The organism is Leclercia sp. 1548, assembly GCF_050435045.1.
Classification (GTDB): domain Bacteria; phylum Pseudomonadota; class Gammaproteobacteria; order Enterobacterales; family Enterobacteriaceae; genus Enterobacter; species Enterobacter adecarboxylatus.
In genome coordinates, this window is sequence record NZ_JBNDJP010000005.1 from 328,735 (window position 1) to 345,338 (window position 16,604).

14 protein-coding genes and 1 rRNA gene are annotated in these 16,604 nt (G+C 53.5%); 13 read left to right on the forward strand and 2 right to left on the reverse strand.

What is annotated here, in order from left to right:
- The first annotated feature begins 5 nt into the window (after positions 1 to 5).
- The 6 genes from prmA to ABIE02_RS16120 all read left to right on the forward strand — a co-directional run bounded on the left by prmA (position 6) and on the right by ABIE02_RS16120 (position 5,954).
- Entirely contained in the window at positions 6 to 887 is an 882-nt protein-coding gene (gene prmA, locus ABIE02_RS16095) for a 50S ribosomal protein L11 methyltransferase (protein ID WP_117386331.1), read from the forward strand.
- A gap of 137 nt (positions 888 to 1,024) precedes the next feature.
- Positions 1,025 to 1,765 (forward strand): carbonic anhydrase, encoded by a 741-nt coding sequence (locus ABIE02_RS16100; RefSeq protein WP_336994994.1) that lies wholly within the window; start codon positions 1,025 to 1,027, stop codon positions 1,763 to 1,765.
- 329 nt (positions 1,766 to 2,094) lie between these two features.
- Entirely contained in the window at positions 2,095 to 3,060 is a 966-nt protein-coding gene (gene dusB, locus ABIE02_RS16105; protein ID WP_032614590.1) for a tRNA dihydrouridine synthase DusB, read from the forward strand.
- Positions 3,061 to 3,083: 23 nt separating this feature from the next.
- A complete protein-coding gene (fis, locus tag ABIE02_RS16110) occupies positions 3,084 to 3,380 on the forward strand; it encodes a DNA-binding transcriptional regulator Fis (protein WP_000462905.1) in 297 nt (98 codons plus the stop codon).
- 200 nt (positions 3,381 to 3,580) lie between these two features.
- Positions 3,581 to 3,745: a DUF2556 family protein gene (locus ABIE02_RS16115; RefSeq protein ID WP_032614592.1), complete on the forward strand. Its 165-nt coding sequence runs from the start codon at positions 3,581 to 3,583 to the stop codon at positions 3,743 to 3,745.
- A gap of 127 nt (positions 3,746 to 3,872) precedes the next feature.
- Positions 3,873 to 5,954, forward strand: a complete 2,082-nt coding sequence (locus tag ABIE02_RS16120) for a putative bifunctional diguanylate cyclase/phosphodiesterase (RefSeq protein WP_077226295.1) — start codon at positions 3,873 to 3,875, stop codon at positions 5,952 to 5,954.
- 14 nt (positions 5,955 to 5,968) lie between these two features.
- On the opposite strand, the gene envR is transcribed toward ABIE02_RS16120, so the two are convergent.
- Complete coding sequence (gene envR / locus ABIE02_RS16125) at positions 5,969 to 6,616, reverse strand: acrEF/envCD operon transcriptional regulator (protein ID WP_336994957.1); 648 nt, start codon at positions 6,614 to 6,616, stop codon at positions 5,969 to 5,971.
- Between the two features lie 393 nt (positions 6,617 to 7,009).
- On the opposite strand from envR, the gene ABIE02_RS16130 reads away from it, so the two are divergent.
- The 7 genes from ABIE02_RS16130 (at position 7,010) to ABIE02_RS16160 (ending at position 16,384) form a co-directional block, all read left to right on the forward strand.
- The gene (locus tag ABIE02_RS16130; RefSeq protein WP_077226293.1) at positions 7,010 to 8,149 is read left to right on the forward strand and encodes an efflux RND transporter periplasmic adaptor subunit; all 1,140 of its coding nucleotides are present in this window, start codon (positions 7,010 to 7,012) and stop codon (positions 8,147 to 8,149) included.
- Positions 8,150 to 8,159: 10 nt separating this feature from the next.
- Positions 8,160 to 11,273: an efflux RND transporter permease subunit gene (locus tag ABIE02_RS16135; protein WP_032614601.1), complete on the forward strand. Its 3,114-nt coding sequence runs from the start codon at positions 8,160 to 8,162 to the stop codon at positions 11,271 to 11,273.
- A 319-nt stretch (positions 11,274 to 11,592) separates the two neighbouring features.
- A complete protein-coding gene (locus ABIE02_RS16140) occupies positions 11,593 to 11,814 on the forward strand; it encodes a lipoprotein (protein ID WP_032614604.1) in 222 nt (73 codons plus the stop codon).
- Positions 11,815 to 12,229: 415 nt separating this feature from the next.
- Positions 12,230 to 13,255 (forward strand): amino acid ABC transporter substrate-binding protein, encoded by a 1,026-nt coding sequence (locus tag ABIE02_RS16145; protein WP_059307083.1) that lies wholly within the window; start codon positions 12,230 to 12,232, stop codon positions 13,253 to 13,255.
- Between the two features lie 68 nt (positions 13,256 to 13,323).
- Positions 13,324 to 14,505, forward strand: a complete 1,182-nt coding sequence (locus ABIE02_RS16150; RefSeq protein WP_155167445.1) for an amino acid ABC transporter permease — start codon at positions 13,324 to 13,326, stop codon at positions 14,503 to 14,505.
- Between the two features lie 9 nt (positions 14,506 to 14,514).
- Positions 14,515 to 15,618, forward strand: a complete 1,104-nt coding sequence (locus ABIE02_RS16155; protein WP_032614611.1) for an amino acid ABC transporter permease — start codon at positions 14,515 to 14,517, stop codon at positions 15,616 to 15,618.
- A 7-nt stretch (positions 15,619 to 15,625) separates the two neighbouring features.
- Positions 15,626 to 16,384, forward strand: a complete 759-nt coding sequence (locus ABIE02_RS16160; RefSeq protein WP_032614613.1) for an amino acid ABC transporter ATP-binding protein — start codon at positions 15,626 to 15,628, stop codon at positions 16,382 to 16,384.
- A gap of 123 nt (positions 16,385 to 16,507) precedes the next feature.
- Here the strand turns inward: ABIE02_RS16160 and rrf are convergent.
- A 5S ribosomal RNA gene (gene rrf, locus ABIE02_RS16165) occupies positions 16,508 to 16,604 on the reverse strand; the annotation flags it as partial.

Genomic DNA, 16,604 nt, shown 5'->3' on the forward strand with positions numbered 1-16,604 from the left:
TTGCCATGCCGTGGATCCAATTAAAACTGAACACAACCGGCGCGAATGCCGAAGAGATGAGTGATGCGCTGATGGAGGCCGGTGCGGTCTCTATCACCTTCCAGGACACGCATGACACCCCGGTGTTTGAACCGCTGCCGGGTGAAACCCGCCTGTGGGGCGACACCGACGTCATCGGCCTGTTTGATGCCGAAACTGATATGGCCGAAGTGGTTGCGATTCTGGAAAATCATCCGCTGCTGGGCGCCGGTTTTGCGCACAAAATCGAACAGCTTGAAGACAAAGACTGGGAACGCGAGTGGATGGACAACTTCCATCCGATGCAGTTTGGCAAGCGTCTGTGGATCTGCCCAAGCTGGCGCGACGTGCCGGATGAAAATGCCGTTAACGTGATGCTCGATCCGGGCCTGGCATTCGGAACAGGCACCCACCCGACGACTTCCCTGTGCCTGCAGTGGCTGGATGGTCTGGATCTGGATGGCAAAACGGTGATCGACTTTGGCTGCGGATCCGGGATCCTCGCCATCGCCGCCCTGAAGTTGGGCGCAGCAAAAGCGATCGGGATCGACATCGATCCGCAGGCGATTCAGGCCAGCCGTGACAACGCCGAGCGCAATGGCGTTTCCGATCGTCTTGAACTCTATTTGCCGGATGCCCAGCCAGCGGCCATGAAAGCCGATGTGGTCGTCGCGAATATCCTGGCTGGCCCGTTACGCGAGCTGGCGCCATTAATCAGCGTACTGCCGGTTGAGGGCGGCCTGCTGGGCCTTTCCGGTATCCTTGCCAGCCAGGCAGACAGCGTCTGCGAAGCCTATGCCGATCTCTTTGACCTCGACCCGGTTGTCGAGAAAGAAGAGTGGTGCCGCATCACTGGCCGTAAAAAATAAGCCTTTGGCGTGGTCCTCTGACCACGCCTTTCCTCGTCTGAATTTTCTCCCTTCCCTCTTATTTGTCCGTTAAAATAACCACACAAATCATAATGTTAATTAATGATTTGAATATAAAAATCTATCGGATAAATATCATGAAAAACATTTCAGGCAAGGCAGCGCTGTTGGCGCTGGGTATGATCTCGACTTCGGCTTTTGCATCACACTGGAGTTATCAGGCGGAAGGCGCACCGGAACATTGGGGCGAGCTGGACGAGGCATACAAGATATGCAAAAGCGGCATGAATCAGTCCCCTGTCAACATCGATACCACCGTTAAGGCCCACCTCTCTCCGCTGGAAACACACTATATCGATGGCCCGGTCACCCTGACGAACAACGGTCACACTATCCAGGCAAGTGAAAAGGCGGATACACGCGACAGCATCACGCTTGATAACCAAAACTGGACGTTACAGCAGTTCCATTTCCATGCGCCAAGCGAAAACACGGTGCACAGTAAAAAATACGCAATGGAAATGCATCTGGTCCACAAAAATGCCGACGGCGAACTGACGGTTGTTGCTGTTATGTTTGATCAGGGTGCCGCAAACCCTGAACTGGATAAACTTTGGGGCGTAATGCCGGATCGGGTTGATCAAAACGTCACGATTACGCCAAATCTCGATATGAACAAATTGCTTCCTACGGATAAAACCTACTGGCGCTTTAGCGGCTCTCTGACCACGCCACCTTGCTCAGAAGGGGTAACGTGGGTAGTGCTCAAGCATCCTCTGACCGTCTCTGCCGCACAGCTGGAAAAATTCACCCACACCATGCATCACGATAACAGCCGCCCGGTACAATCCCTTCATGGCCGTCTGGTTGTTGAATAAGCCCATTTTTTGCTCTGATATCCTGTGCTGAAATGTGACGCAGATTGCAAAGATGCACCATAATCTGCTGCTTATAGCAGCAGATTATCCCGGAGAATTGATTCATTTATCCAGAAATGATGAGAAGTTACGGGAAATTGTAAGCGCCCACAAAATATCCATTCAACACTAACCCAATGATTTAAATAGTGAATAATCCGCACTAAAAAGTCAGAGTTGCGATTCCTTGATCTACAACAGAGGATTGTTCAAAGTTTGGCCTTTCATCTCGTGCAAAAAATGCGTAAGATACGCCGCCTTGCAGTCACAGTATGGTCATTTCTTAACTCATGCGCATCGGAAACCACCAGCTCAGAAATCGCCTGATCGCAGCACCTATGGCAGGTATTACCGACCGGCCCTTCAGGACGCTGTGCTATGAGATGGGAGCAGGTTTAACCGTTTCCGAGATGATGTCGTCTAACCCGCAGGTTTGGGAAAGCGATAAATCCCGTCTTCGGATGGTGCACGTTGATGAACCGGGTATCCGCACCGTGCAAATTGCCGGTAGCGTACCTGAAGAGATGGCAGACGCCGCGCGTATTAACGTGGAAAGTGGTGCCCAGATTATTGATATCAATATGGGGTGCCCGGCCAAAAAAGTGAATCGCAAGCTTGCAGGTTCAGCCCTTCTGCAATACCCCGACCAGGTGAAGTCAATCCTGACGGCGGTTGTCAGCGCAGTGGACGTTCCTGTTACGTTGAAGATTCGCACGGGTTGGTCGCCGGATCACCGTAACTGCGTAGAGATTGCCCAACTGGCCGAAGACTGTGGCATTCAGGCCCTGACCATACATGGACGCACTCGCGCCTGTTTGTTCAACGGCGAAGCTGAATACGACAGCATTCGGGCAGTTAAGCAGAAAGTTTCCATTCCGGTTATCGCGAATGGCGACATTACTGACCCGCTTAAAGCCAGAGCTGTGCTCGACTATACGGGAGCTGATGCTCTGATGATAGGACGTGCGGCTCAGGGAAGACCCTGGATCTTTCGGGAAATCCAGCATTATCTGGACACTGGGGAGCTGCTTGCCCCGCTGCCACTGGCAGAGGTCAAGCGCTTGCTTTGTTCGCACGTTCGGGAATTGCATGACCACTACGGCCAGGCAAAAGGGTACCGAATTGCGCGTAAACACGTATCCTGGTATCTCCAGGAACACGCTCCAAATGACCAGTTTCGGCGCACATTCAACGCCATAGAGGATGCCAGCGTACAGCTGGAGGCGTTGGAGGCATACTTCGAAAATCTTGCGTAATGAAATAAAGAGCTGACAGAACTATGTTCGAACAACGCGTAAATTCTGACGTACTGACCGTTTCCACCGTTAACTCTCAGGATCAAGTAACTCAAAAGCCCCTGCGTGACTCGGTTAAACAGGCACTGAAGAACTATTTTGCTCAACTGAATGGTCAGGATGTTAACGACCTGTATGAGCTGGTACTGGCTGAAGTTGAACAGCCCCTGTTGGACATGGTGATGCAATACACCCGTGGTAACCAGACCCGTGCTGCCCTGATGATGGGTATCAACCGTGGTACGCTGCGTAAGAAATTGAAAAAGTACGGCATGAACTAATTTCGATTAGCTAAATGCTTGTATAAAAAGGCGCAAACCGGCATGGGGACGCGCCTTTTTTTATGCCCTCTTTTCCCCCGTTTTGCTCCCCTCATCACGCGGCTAACAACCGAAACGTAAACATCGGTCTGCCCACTTCTCAGCCGCTATTTTTCGTGTATATTTCCTGCACTCTTTTCCTTTGTACCCGGAAACTCCGAATGATCCGTAAGTATGGGTGGTTAGTCGTCTTCGCGATTAGCGTTTTCATTTTTGATGCACTGTTAATGCAGTGGATTGAGCTGATGTCTACGGAAACGGACAAATGCCGTAATATGGACTCCGTAAATCCACTTAAGCTAATTAACTGCGCCGATCTGGATTAAGCCCTTACTTTCCCTCGAAAAATGTGCGGACTTAAAAGCCTTTGAGGCATCTCCGTTGGATGATAATGTCTCAGCCCGTCTCACCCGGTATCACGTAATACCTCCCTGCGTTTGAGTTGATGAGATCATGCTGGTTAGCCAATACGACCAACTTCTTGTGGTTATCTCTTTTGTTGTCGCCATTCTTGCATCCTACACCGCCCTGAATATGGCAGGCCGGGTAGTGGGAAGTACGGGCATCGCGGCACGTGTCTGGCTGACGGGTGGCGGTATCGCCATGGGCATCGGCATCTGGTCTATGCATTTTATCGGCATGCTGGCGATGGATGTCACCCTGCGGCTGAACTACAGCCTGCTGCCAACGGCACTCTCAATGCTTATTGCCATCGGCGCCTCGCTGTTCGCCATTTGGCTGGTGAGCCGGGATCATTTTCGCAGGCGTCGCCTGTTCACCGGTGCCGTGATTCTGGGTACCGGTATTGTCGCGATGCACTACACCGGGATGGCTGCATTGCAGGTGGAGCCGGCTATCGTATGGGATATGCGCTGGGTTGCGCTGTCGGTAGTGATCGCCCTGCTCGCCTCGCTGGCCGCCCTGTGGCTCACGTTTCGTCTACGCCGCGACGCGGCCCAGGTTGCGCTGATGCGTGCAGGCGCCGCCGTCCTGATGGGCGTTGCCATTGCTGGCATGCACTACACGGGGATGATGGCCGCGCAGTTCCCGGTTCAGGCCCATATGCACCACCAGGGCGTAAACGGCAGCTGGCTGGCGGTGCTGGTGAGCGTCGTTGCGCTCTCCATTCTGGGTATTACGCTGCTGGTCTCGATGTTTGACGCCAGGCTACAGGCTCGCACCGCCCTTCTGGCCTCGTCGCTCGCGGAAGCGAACCGTGAACTGGCGCAGCTGGCGCTGCACGACACGCTGACACGCTTGCCAAACCGTGTGCTGCTGGAGGACCGTCTCGATCAGGCGATCAACAAAGCCGATCGCGAAGGAAAGTTATTCGCGCTGCTGTTTATGGATCTGGACGGCTTCAAAGCCGTTAACGATGCCTACGGGCATGACGCCGGTGACAAGCTGCTGATTGCCGTCACAGAACGCCTTGAGCAGCCGTTGAAAGGTCAATACACCCTCGCCCGTATTGGCGGTGACGAGTTTGTTCTGCTGGCCGAGATCGATACCCCGAACGATGCCGCGTCGCTGGCCAGCGCGCTGGTGCATGTAATCGATCAGCCCTTCAGCTTTGAACTCTACGACCTGGTGGTTACCCTCAGCGTCGGGATTGCTATCTATCCGCACGATGGCAAAAACCAGCGGGAGCTGATGTTTAACGCCGATGCGGCGATGTATCACACCAAGCATATGGGGCGTAACGGCTACCACTTCTTCCAGCCTTCAATGAATACGCTGGCGCAGAAACAGCTCCAGCTGATGAACGATCTGTGGCTGGCGCAGGATCGCCACGAGCTGCATCTGGTTTATCAGCCGAAGTTTCAGGCCCCGGCTGGCCCTATCGTCGGCTTTGAAGCCTTGCTGCGCTGGCAGCACCCTACCCAGGGGCTGTTATCCCCTGACCAGTTCCTGCCGCTGGCGGAAAAGAGCGGGCTGATTATTCCTATTGGCAACTGGGTGATCGATGAGGCCTGCCGCCAGCTCCGTGTATGGCATCTCGAAGGGCATACCGAGTGGTCGATGGCAGTGAACCTCTCCACGCTGCAGTTTGAACAACCCCAGCTGGTTGATACGGTGATGGGTAGTCTGGCACGACATGGCATTCCGCCCCATACGCTGATCCTGGAAGTGACTGAAACGACGGCCATGAATAATCCGGATGAGAGCGTGCGGGTGCTGACCGAACTGACGCAGGCGGGGGTAAAGGCCTCCATCGACGATTTTGGTACCGGCTATTCCAGCCTGCTGTACCTGAAAAAGCTTCCAGCGTGTGAACTGAAAATCGATCGGGCGTTTGTTAAAGATCTCAACGGCGCGGGTGAAGACGCCACTATCGTTGCAGCCATTATTGCGCTGGCGAAGACCCTTAACCTGAAAGTGGTGGCCGAAGGCGTTGAAACCCAGGAGCAGCAGACGTTTTTGACCGAACTCGGATGCACGACGTTACAAGGTTTTCTGCTGGGTAAACCCGTTTCGGCGCAGACTATCAACGCCATGAGCCGGGATCCGCAGGCCTTGCTGACGCAGCAAATCTGACCGGACTGATGCCGTTATGAGGCGGCGTCGTAGAACCGGCCCGGCACCGGGGCAGCCAGTAAGGTCGAGAGAATGTTATCCACCAGCGCGGGGGCCTGTTGATACAGGTCCAGCCTTTCCGGTTTCATTAACCAGTTTTTAATCAGCCCGCAAAAAAAACCATGAAAAACAATTAACGTCGTGTCGATATTGATCCGCGCGGAAATACTGCCTGCCGCAATGCAATTTTGCAGAATCCGACGCACGTTTTCATCGTTGAAGCCGATCCTCTTGCGAATTTCATATTCTGAAACCATGCCCTGTTCAAATTCACATTTGTGATAAAGGATCTGTAATAGTGCGCGCTGGCGGTGGTCCCTGGCAATATATTGTAAAGCGGTAACAAACTGCTCACGTAAATTAAATAAAGGATCACGTTCTGTTACTTTGGATAACTGATCATTAATGATTTCACGGAGTGGGCATTGCTCCTGCCAGATGGCGTTAAAAATTTCCGCTTTACTGCTGAAGTGCCAGTAAATCGCTCCCCGGGTCAGGTTGGCGGCATCAGCAATATCCGTAAGCGTGGTATAAGCCACCCCCCGGGCAGCAAACTGCTCTATCGCCGCCTCAATCAACAACTGGCGTGTCTTCTGCGCCTCGGCCTTCGTTTTGCGTGCCATTGGGAGCCACTCTTTTAACGGATTAATTACATTTATCAAACAATGGGGATAATGATTAGGCCGGGTATTATCCATTACTGCAAAAAATAATTTTGAACAAAAAACGTCAACACGCTTAATTTATAAATTTCAATGATATTTGAGCATCATTTTATTCACTAAATACATGTACACACATAAACCTTATTGCGCAGGAATGCATGGCCAGAAATGCTATTCCGTTGTTTAATCATGTTCAGCGCTAATTTTCTCTCATCCATTCTTTCTCCGCACTTATAAATCAAAAAATCACCCACCCATTCTTTATTATGGCGCCCGCCGTTTTCTCTTTACCTCTCCTTAACGCTTAACCGCTGTCGGTTAATGCGGATTGATGATTTTGAAGGAATAGCCATGCCGCCTAATTTCAGGTTTTTACCCTTATCCGGTTTTATCATCGGTGCCGCATTACTCGTGGGTTGTGATGATCACAGCGCGCAAGCCCAGCAGCCACCTTCACCACAGGTTATGGTTCATGTCGTGAAAAGCGCGCCGCTGGTTGTCACCACCGAACTGCCGGGCCGCACCGATGCGTATCGTGTTGCAGAGGTTCGCCCTCAGGTGAGTGGCATCGTTCTGAAGCGCAACTTTACCGAGGGCAGCGATGTAAAAGCGGGGGAATCGCTGTATCAGATCGATCCGGCCACGTATCAGGCCGCGTTTGACAGCGCTTCGGGCGAACTGGCCAAAGCTCAGGCTGCGGCTAACATTGCCCACCTGACCGTGAAACGCTATTTACCGTTGATGGGCACCCATTACGTCAGCAAGCAGGAGTACGACCAGGCGGTTGCCACAGCTCGTCAGGCTGATGCTTCGGTGATTGCGGCCCGGGCAGCCGTCGAGACCGCGCGCATTAATCTGGCTTATACCAAAGTGACGTCGCCTATCAGCGGGCGCATCGGCAAATCCAGCGTCACCGAGGGGGCGCTGGTATCAAATGGCCAGGCCTCGGCGCTGGCTACGGTACAGCAACTCGATCCGATTTATGTCGATGTGACGCAATCCAGTAACGATTTTATGCGCCTTAAGCAATCCCGCCTGCAAACGGGCGAGAACGCCAGCAGCGTACAGTTGCTGATGGAGAATGGTCAGCCCTATCCCCTGAAAGGTTCGCTGCAATTCTCCGATGTCACCGTAGACGAGAGCACCGGCTCCATTACCCTGCGGGCGATCTTCCCTAACCCGCAACATATTCTGCTGCCCGGCATGTTTGTTCGGGCGCGCATTGATGAGGGAACTCAGCCTCAGGCCATCCTGGTGCCGCAGCAAGGGGTCACTCGTACCCCGCGCGGAGAGGCCAGCGTGATGGTGGTGAATGCGAAGAATCAGGCCGAAGCGCGAAACGTCGTCGCGCCCCAGGCGATTGGCGATCAATGGCTGATCACCCAGGGCCTGCAGGAAGGCGATCGGGTGATTGTCAGCGGGCTGCAAAAAGTGCGCCCTGGCGTCGCGGTTGTCGCTACGCCAGATACCACTGCGCAAAAAGCGGGGTAAGGAACAGAGCATGGCTAACTTCTTTATTCAGCGCCCGGTTTTTGCGTGGGTACTCGCTATTATTTTGATGATTGCGGGCGGGCTGGCGATCCTGAAATTGCCTATCGCCCAGTATCCCACCATTGCCCCTCCTGCCGTGGCGATTTCGGCGACCTACCCCGGTGCCGATGCCCAGACGGTACAGGATACGGTGACTCAGGTTATCGAACAGAACATGAACGGCATCGATAACCTGATGTATATGTCCTCCACCAGCGATTCGTCGGGCAGCGTGACCATCACCCTGACCTTCCAGTCAGGCACCGACCCGGATATTGCGCAGGTGCAGGTGCAGAACAAATTACAGCTGGCGATGCCGCTACTGCCGCAGGAAGTGCAGCAGCAGGGAATCGGCGTGGAGAAGTCGAGCAGTAGCTTCCTGCTGGTGGCTGGCTTTGTCTCAGACAATAAAAACCTTAGCCAGGACGATATCTCTGACTATGTTGCCTCTAACGTCAAGGATGCCATTAGCCGCACCTCCGGGGTGGGTGATGTACAACTCTTTGGTGCCCAGTATGCGATGCGTATCTGGCTGGACGCGAATAAGCTGAATGCCTATCAGCTGACGCCGCTTGACGTCATCAATCAACTCAAAACCCAGAATAACCAGATTGCCGCAGGTCAGTTGGGCGGCACACCGTCGGTGCCGGGCCAGCAGCTCAATGCCTCGATCATCGCCCAGACGCGCCTGAAAACCGTCGAAGAGTTTGGCAACATTACCCTGAAGGTCAATCAGGACGGATCAATGGTCCATCTGAAAGATGTCGCCCGCATTGCGCCTGGCGGTGAAAACTACAACATGGTGACCAAAATCAACGGCCAGGCGGCGACCGGGCTGGGGATCAAACTTGCCACCGGTGCCAACGCGCTGGATACTGCCGCAGCGATTAAAAGCAAACTGGCGCAGCTGCAAACCTTCTTCCCGCAGGGCCTGAAGGTGGTCTATCCCTACGACACCACGCCGTTTGTGAAGATCTCCATCCATGAAGTGGTGAAGACGCTGTTTGAAGCCATCATCCTCGTCTTCCTCGTGATGTATCTGTTCCTGCAAAACCTGCGCGCCACGCTGATCCCGACCATTGCCGTGCCGGTGGTGTTGCTGGGTACTTTTGCGGTTCTGGCGGCGTTTGGCTTCTCCATCAATACCCTGACCATGTTTGGTATGGTGCTGGCGATAGGCTTACTGGTGGATGACGCCATCGTGGTGGTAGAGAACGTCGAGCGCGTGATGGTAGAGGAAAAGCTACCGCCAAAAGAGGCAACACAAAAATCGATGTCGCAGATCCAGGGGGCGCTGGTCGGCATTGCCATGGTGCTGTCGGCAGTATTTATCCCGATGGCCTTTTTCGGCGGTTCCACCGGGGCGATTTATCGCCAGTTCTCCCTGACGATTGTCTCAGCTATGGCGCTTTCCGTACTGGTGGCGCTGATCCTGACTCCTGCGCTGTGCGCCACTCTGCTCAAATCACCCGGCGAGCATCATGAGCCTAAAGGCGGATTCTTCGGCTGGTTCAATGCGCTGTTCGACAGGAGCGTGGCGCACTACAGCAATAGCGTCAGCCATATTCTGCGCAAGACCGGCCGCTATCTGGTGGTCTATGTCCTTATTGTCGGCGGTATGGCGGTGCTGTTCCTGCGCCTGCCGACCTCGTTCCTGCCGGAAGAAGACCAGGGTGTTTTCATGACCATGGTGCAGCTCCCGGCGGGCGCTACACAAACCCGTACCCAGCAGGTGCTGGATCAGGTTGAGCATTATTACCTCACCAAAGAAAAAGCTAACGTGGAGTCGGTGTTTACCGTTAACGGCTTCAGCTTCAGCGGTCAGGGGCAAAATGCCGGGGTGGCATTTATCAGCCTTAAGCCCTGGGAGGAACGCCCTGGCGCCGCCAACGGCGTCGCGGCTATCGTCAGCCGGGCAAGCCGGGCCTTCAGCCAGATTAAAGATGGGCTGGTGTTTCCGTTCAACCTGCCTGCCATTATTGAGCTGGGCACCGCTACCGGGTTCGATTTTGAGCTTATCGACCAGGCCAACCTGGGCCATAACCAGCTTACGCAGGCCCGAAACCAGCTGTTGGGCATGATCAAAGCTCATCCCGATCTTCTGGTTCGCGTGCGGCCTAATGGTCTGGAAGATACCCCGCAGTTCAAGCTGGATATCGATCAGGAGAAAGCGCAGGCGCTGGGCGTTAGCGTGTCGGACATCAACCAGACCATCTCCACCGCCCTGGGGGGCACCTACGTCAATGACTACATAGACCGTGGTCGGGTGAAGAAGGTCTATGTCCAGGCAGACGCGCCTTTCAGGATGCTGCCGGCGGATATCAATCGCCTTTATGTGCGCAGCGCTAACGGTGAAATGGTGCCGCTTTCGGCGTTCAGCGAGTCACACTGGATCTACGGGTCACCGCGTCTCGAACGCTATAACGGCACTCCTTCAATGGAGATCCTCGGGGAGGCCGCGCCAGGCAAAAGTACCGGTGAAGCAATGGCCTTAATGGAGCAACTGGCGGCGAAACTGCCGACGGGTATTGGTTTTGACTGGACCGGCATGTCCTACCAGGAACGGCTGTCAGGCAACCAGGCGCCTGCCCTGTACGCCATCTCGCTGGTGGTGGTGTTCCTCTGTCTGGCAGCGCTGTATGAAAGCTGGTCGATTCCGTTTTCAGTGATGCTGGTGGTGCCGTTGGGGGTAGTCGGTGCCTTGTTGGCCGCCTCCCTGCGCGGGCTGAACAATGATGTCTATTTCCAGGTGGGGCTACTCACCACGATCGGCCTGTCGGCAAAGAACGCGATTCTTATTGTCGAATTTGCTAAGGATCTGATGGAGAAAGAGGGGAAAGGCATTGTTGAAGCCACGCTGGAGGCGTCCCGTATGCGCCTGCGTCCGATCCTGATGACCTCCCTGGCGTTTATTCTTGGCGTGATGCCGCTGGTCATCAGCCATGGCGCTGGCAGTGGTGCGCAAAACGCCGTGGGTACCGGGGTAATGGGCGGCATGCTTTCGGCAACCTTGCTGGCCATCTTTTTTGTGCCGGTCTTCTTTGTCGTGGTACGCAGACGCTTTACGCGTCATCAAGAACAGTAATAGATAAAGGCGCTTCGGCGCCTTTATTGATGATAATAAACAGAAAATTAGTCTTATCCATTTATTTATCTTATTAATTAGCACCCCAATGAATTGTTTGCTTGCGATTTTTAGCTTGCGTACTTAATCAATGCTTCTCCCTAATTCCTCCATTATTGGCTCGCAGTAAGAAGGATTTCTCCATCTTTTTTACAATCCAAATAATTTGAGATTATTCACCCTTTATGGCGATTTTTAAGCGGTGGTAATATAAGCATCAGCTTTGCGGAACACACGACTGACTATATCGCAAAGTTAGATTTCATTTTGAGGTAACACCATGAAAAGACTCATTTCGGTTGCACTCCTTACCGCGCTGCTTGCAGGTTGCGCGCATGACTCTCCGTGCGTACCGGTATACGACGATCAGGGCCGACTGGTTCATACTAATACCTGTATGAAGGGTACCACGCAGGATAACTGGGAAACTGCAGGGGCGATAGCAGGTGGCGCAGCAGCCGTTGCAGGCCTGACGCTGGGCATCATTGCCGTGTCTAAGTAATCCATAAAGCGCGAATTCGTTCGCGCTTTTGCTTTCCCGATTTAGGTTCATAAATAATCCTGCCGCTGCTCACATCTTTTTGCCGTTTTATTTTTATTTCAGTTTGCCGACGTGATGTTATTCACATCCTGTTGGCCTCCAATATTCACGCCATAATTTATCCTTTTACTCCTGCGTTTCTGAATCAACTTTTGCTCTGATTTGTGGCGCAGGTTGTAATTTCGCACCATTTCAGGGCGCTCGATTTAATTATCTCTGTCTACACTCTGCTTTACGCGTTGCGTAATCGTTTATTACGTCAATTGCAAAAACTGGCATCGCGTTTGCTTTATTAACGTCGGCCACAGCCACAGACAGGTTTAAGCGTTTATAAACGCTTCACTATAACGATAATTTTCGACACACAGGATGCATTATGAAAAAGATGATGATGGCCAGCCTCGCCGCTGCAGGTGTGCTTTTTGCGATCTCCGGCCAGGCCCAGGCGGGTGCTACGCTGGATGCCGTTAAGCAGAAAGGATTCGTGCAATGTGGGATCAGCGACGGTTTGCCAGGGTTCTCCTATGCAGATGCCAACGGTAAATTCTCCGGTATTGATGTCGATGTGTGCCGTGGCGTTGCTGCCGCTGTATTCGGCGACGACACTAAAGTGAAATATACCCCGCTGACGGCGAAAGAGCGTTTTACCGCCCTGCAATCTGGTGAAGTGGATATGCTGTCACGCAATACCACCTGGACCTCCTCACGTGATACCGGTATGGGCATGTCCTTTACCGGCGTGACCTATTACGACGGCATTGGTTTCCTGACGCACAATAAAGCAGGCCTGAAGAGCGCTAAAGAGCTTGATGGCGCCACAGTCTGTATTCAGGCGGGTACTGATACTGAACTGAACGTCGCGGATTATTTTAAAGCCAATAACATGAAATATACGCCAGTGACTTTCGACCGCTCTGACGAATCTGCCAAAGCACTGGAATCGGGACGCTGCGACACCCTGGCATCCGACCAGTCCCAACTTTACGCGCTGCGGATCAAGCTGAGCAACCCGGCGGAATGGATCGTCCTGCCGGAAGTGATCTCTAAAGAGCCGCTTGGCCCGGTCGTGCGTCGTGGCGATGATGAATGGAACTCTGTTGTTCGCTGGACGCTGTTCGCCATGCTTAATGCAGAAGAGATGGGCGTCAACTCGAAGAACGTCGATGAGAAAGCCGCTAATCCAACCACACCGGATATGGCCCACCTGCTGGGTAAAGAGGGCGATTACGGCAAGGATCTGAAGCTGGATAACAAATGGGCATACAACATCATTAAAAAGGTGGGTAACTACGCTGAAATTTTCGAGCGTAACGTTGGCTCTGAAAGCGCGCTGAAGATCAGCCGTGGGCAGAATAATCTCTGGAACAATGGCGGCATCCAGTACGCGCCGCCAGTACGCTAAGCAGCATGCTGTAACGGGCACTGCCGTTGCGGTGCCCAGTCCAGAGTCATGGTTACCCGAGGTTTTTTATGTCCCATCGCCGCTTAGCCCTGAAAGGAGCCTTCTCCTTTTCCAATCCTGCGGTTCGCGCCTGGCTTTTCCAGATACTCGCTGTTCTCGCTGTCCTGGCCGTCGCGATCTACTTGTTCCATAACACCGTTACCAACCTGAGTACACGCGGCATTACTTCGGGCTTTGCCTTCCTTGACCGTAGTGCGGGATTTGGCATCGTTCAGCACTTAATAGATTACACCGAAGGAGATACCTACGGTCGCGTATTCCTGGTCGGCCTGATGAATACCCTGCTGGTCTCCGGGTTATGCATTGTTTTTGCTTCTCTGCTGGGCTTTTTCCTGGGCCTTGCACGTCTGTCTGATAACTGGCTGCTGCGTAAGCTTTCCACGTTTTATATTGAGACGTTCCGTAATATCCCGCCGCTGCTCCAGATCTTCTTCTGGTATTTCGCCGTTTTGCGTAACCTGCCCGGACCTCGCCAGGCGGTGGATGCCTTCGATCTGGCCTTTTTAAGCAATCGCGGGTTGTATATCCCGTCTCCGCAGATTGCCGAAGGAATGCTGGCGCTGCTGGCGGCTCTGGCGTGCGTGGTGATCGTCTCCGTCGCGCTGTTCCGCTACAACCGAATGTATCAGATCAAAACCGGACAGTTACGGCGCACCTGGCCGGTAACGCTGATCTTGCTGGTGATCCTGTCGGGTCTGGCGCACGTCATTTTTGGTCCGGCGATGCACTGGGATGTGCCGCAGTTGCGGGGGTTTAATTTCCGCGGCGGTATGGTATTGATTCCTGAGCTGGCTGCTCTGACGCTGGCACTTTCGATCTATACCTCAGCCTTTATCGCAGAAATTATTCGTGCCGGCATTCAGGCCGTTCCTCACGGCCAGCATGAAGCCGCTCGCTCGCTTGGCCTGCCAAACCCGGTCACGCTACGTCAGGTCATCATTCCCCAGGCCATGCGGGTTATCATCCCACCGCTGACCAGCCAGTATCTCAACATTGTGAAAAACTCGTCCCTTGCGGCCGCGATTGGCTATCCCGATATGGTTTCTCTGTTTGCCGGCACCGTTCTTAACCAGACGGGCCAGGCTATCGAAACGATCGCCATCACGATGTCGGTTTACCTGATTATCAGCCTGACCATTTCCCTGTTAATGAATATCTATAACCGTCGCATCGCGCTGGTTGAACGCTAAGGAATCATGATGACAAAAGCCGTCTTGTCTCACCCTGTGCGTCCGGCCACGACCGGCAATGGACGCATTATTATCTGGGTACGTAAAAACCTGTTCTCTAGCTGGAGTAATAGCTTACTCACCCTGCTCTGTTTCTGGCTGATGTGGGAGCTGATCCCGCCCCTGCTCAATTGGGCGTTTTTGCAGGCTAACTGGGTCGGCACCACGCGCGCCGATTGTACGAAAGAGGGAGCCTGCTGGGTCTTCATTCATCAGCGTTTCGGCCAGTTCATGTATGGGCTTTACCCGCACGACCAGCGCTGGCGCATCAATCTTGCCCTGCTAGTGGGGCTGCTTTCTATCTTGCCCATGTTCTGGAAAGGATTACCGCAGCGGGGACGGTACATCGCCTGTTGGGCTGTGATCTATCCCCTCATCGTCTGGTTGTTACTCTATGGCGGTGTGCTGGGGCTGGAGCGCGTCGAAACCCGCCAGTGGGGTGGCCTGACGCTGACGCTGATTATCGCCTCGGTGGGGATAGCTGGCGCATTACCATTAGGTATTTTGCTGGCGCTGGGACGCCGTTCAACCATGCCGGTCGTGCGCATCCTGTCGGTGATTTTCATTGAGTTCTGGCGTGGAGTACCGCTGATCACCGTGCTGTTTATGTCGTCGGTAATGCTGCCGCTATTTATGGCAGAGGGCACCACCATCGACAAACTGATCCGCGCCCTGGTTGGCGTCATTTTGTTTCAGTCTGCCTATGTAGCTGAGGTCGTGCGCGGCGGGTTACAGGCACTGCCAAAGGGCCAGTACGAAGCCGCCGAATCGCTGGCGCTGGGATACTGGAAAACGCAGGGATTAGTGATCCTGCCGCAGGCGCTGAAACTGGTGATACCGGGTCTGGTGAACACCATTATTGCGCTGTTCAAAGATACCAGTCTGGTGATCATCATTGGTTTATTCGATCTCTTCAGTAGCGTGCAGCAGGCCACTGTCGACCCGGCGTGGCTAGGCATGTCGACAGAAGGTTATGTTTTTGCTGCGCTTATCTACTGGATTTTCTGTTTTAGCATGTCGCGCTACAGCCAGCATCTGGAAAAGCGCTTTAACACCGGGCGTACACCGCACTGAGGAACCTATGAGCCAGATAACTATGACCCCCGCTGACGCGATGATTACGCTGGATAATGTGAATAAGTGGTACGGGCAATTTCACGTTCTGAAAGACATTAACCTGAAGGTAAAACAAGGGGAACGTATTGTCCTTTGCGGCCCTTCAGGCTCGGGTAAATCAACTACCATCCGCTGCATTAATCATCTGGAAGAGCATCAGCAGGGACGGATTGTTGTTGATGGTATTGAGCTGAACGACGACATCCGTAATGTGGAGCGTGTTCGCCAGGAAGTGGGTATGGTATTCCAGCATTTTAATCTGTTCCCCCACCTGACCGTTCTGCAAAATTGCACCCTGGCCCCCATCTGGGTACGCAAAATGCCAAAAAAGGAAGCGGAGGCGCTGGCCATGCACTATCTGGAACGCGTGCGCATCGCAGAACATGCGCATAAATTTCCAGGGCAGATCTCGGGAGGGCAGCAGCAGCGCGTGGCCATCGCCCGCTCTCTGTGTATGAAACCGAAAATTATGCTGTTTGATGAACCTACCTCCGCCCTGGATCCCGAGATGGTGAAAGAAGTGCTGGATACCATGATAGGGCTGGCTGAATCAGGAATGACGATGCTGTGCGTGACGCATGAAATGGGTTTTGCCAGAACCGTAGCAGATCGGGTCATCTTTATGGATCGCGGGGAGATCGTCGAGCAAGCGCCACCGGAAGAATTCTTCTCTCACCCTAAATCGGAACGTACACGCGCGTTCTTGTCACAGGTGATTCACTGATCGTTTGCACTGCCCGGTGGCGCTACGCTTACCGGGCCTACGGTATGCGCGCTTTCCACACGTTTTACGGAACGCATAACGCAAAAAGGCCATCCTTACGGATGGCCTTTTCACTTATTTGATGTCTGGCAGTTCCCTACTCTCGCATGGGGAGACCCCACACTACCATCGGCGCTACGGCGTTTCACTTCTGAGTTCGGCATGGGGTCAGGTGGGACCA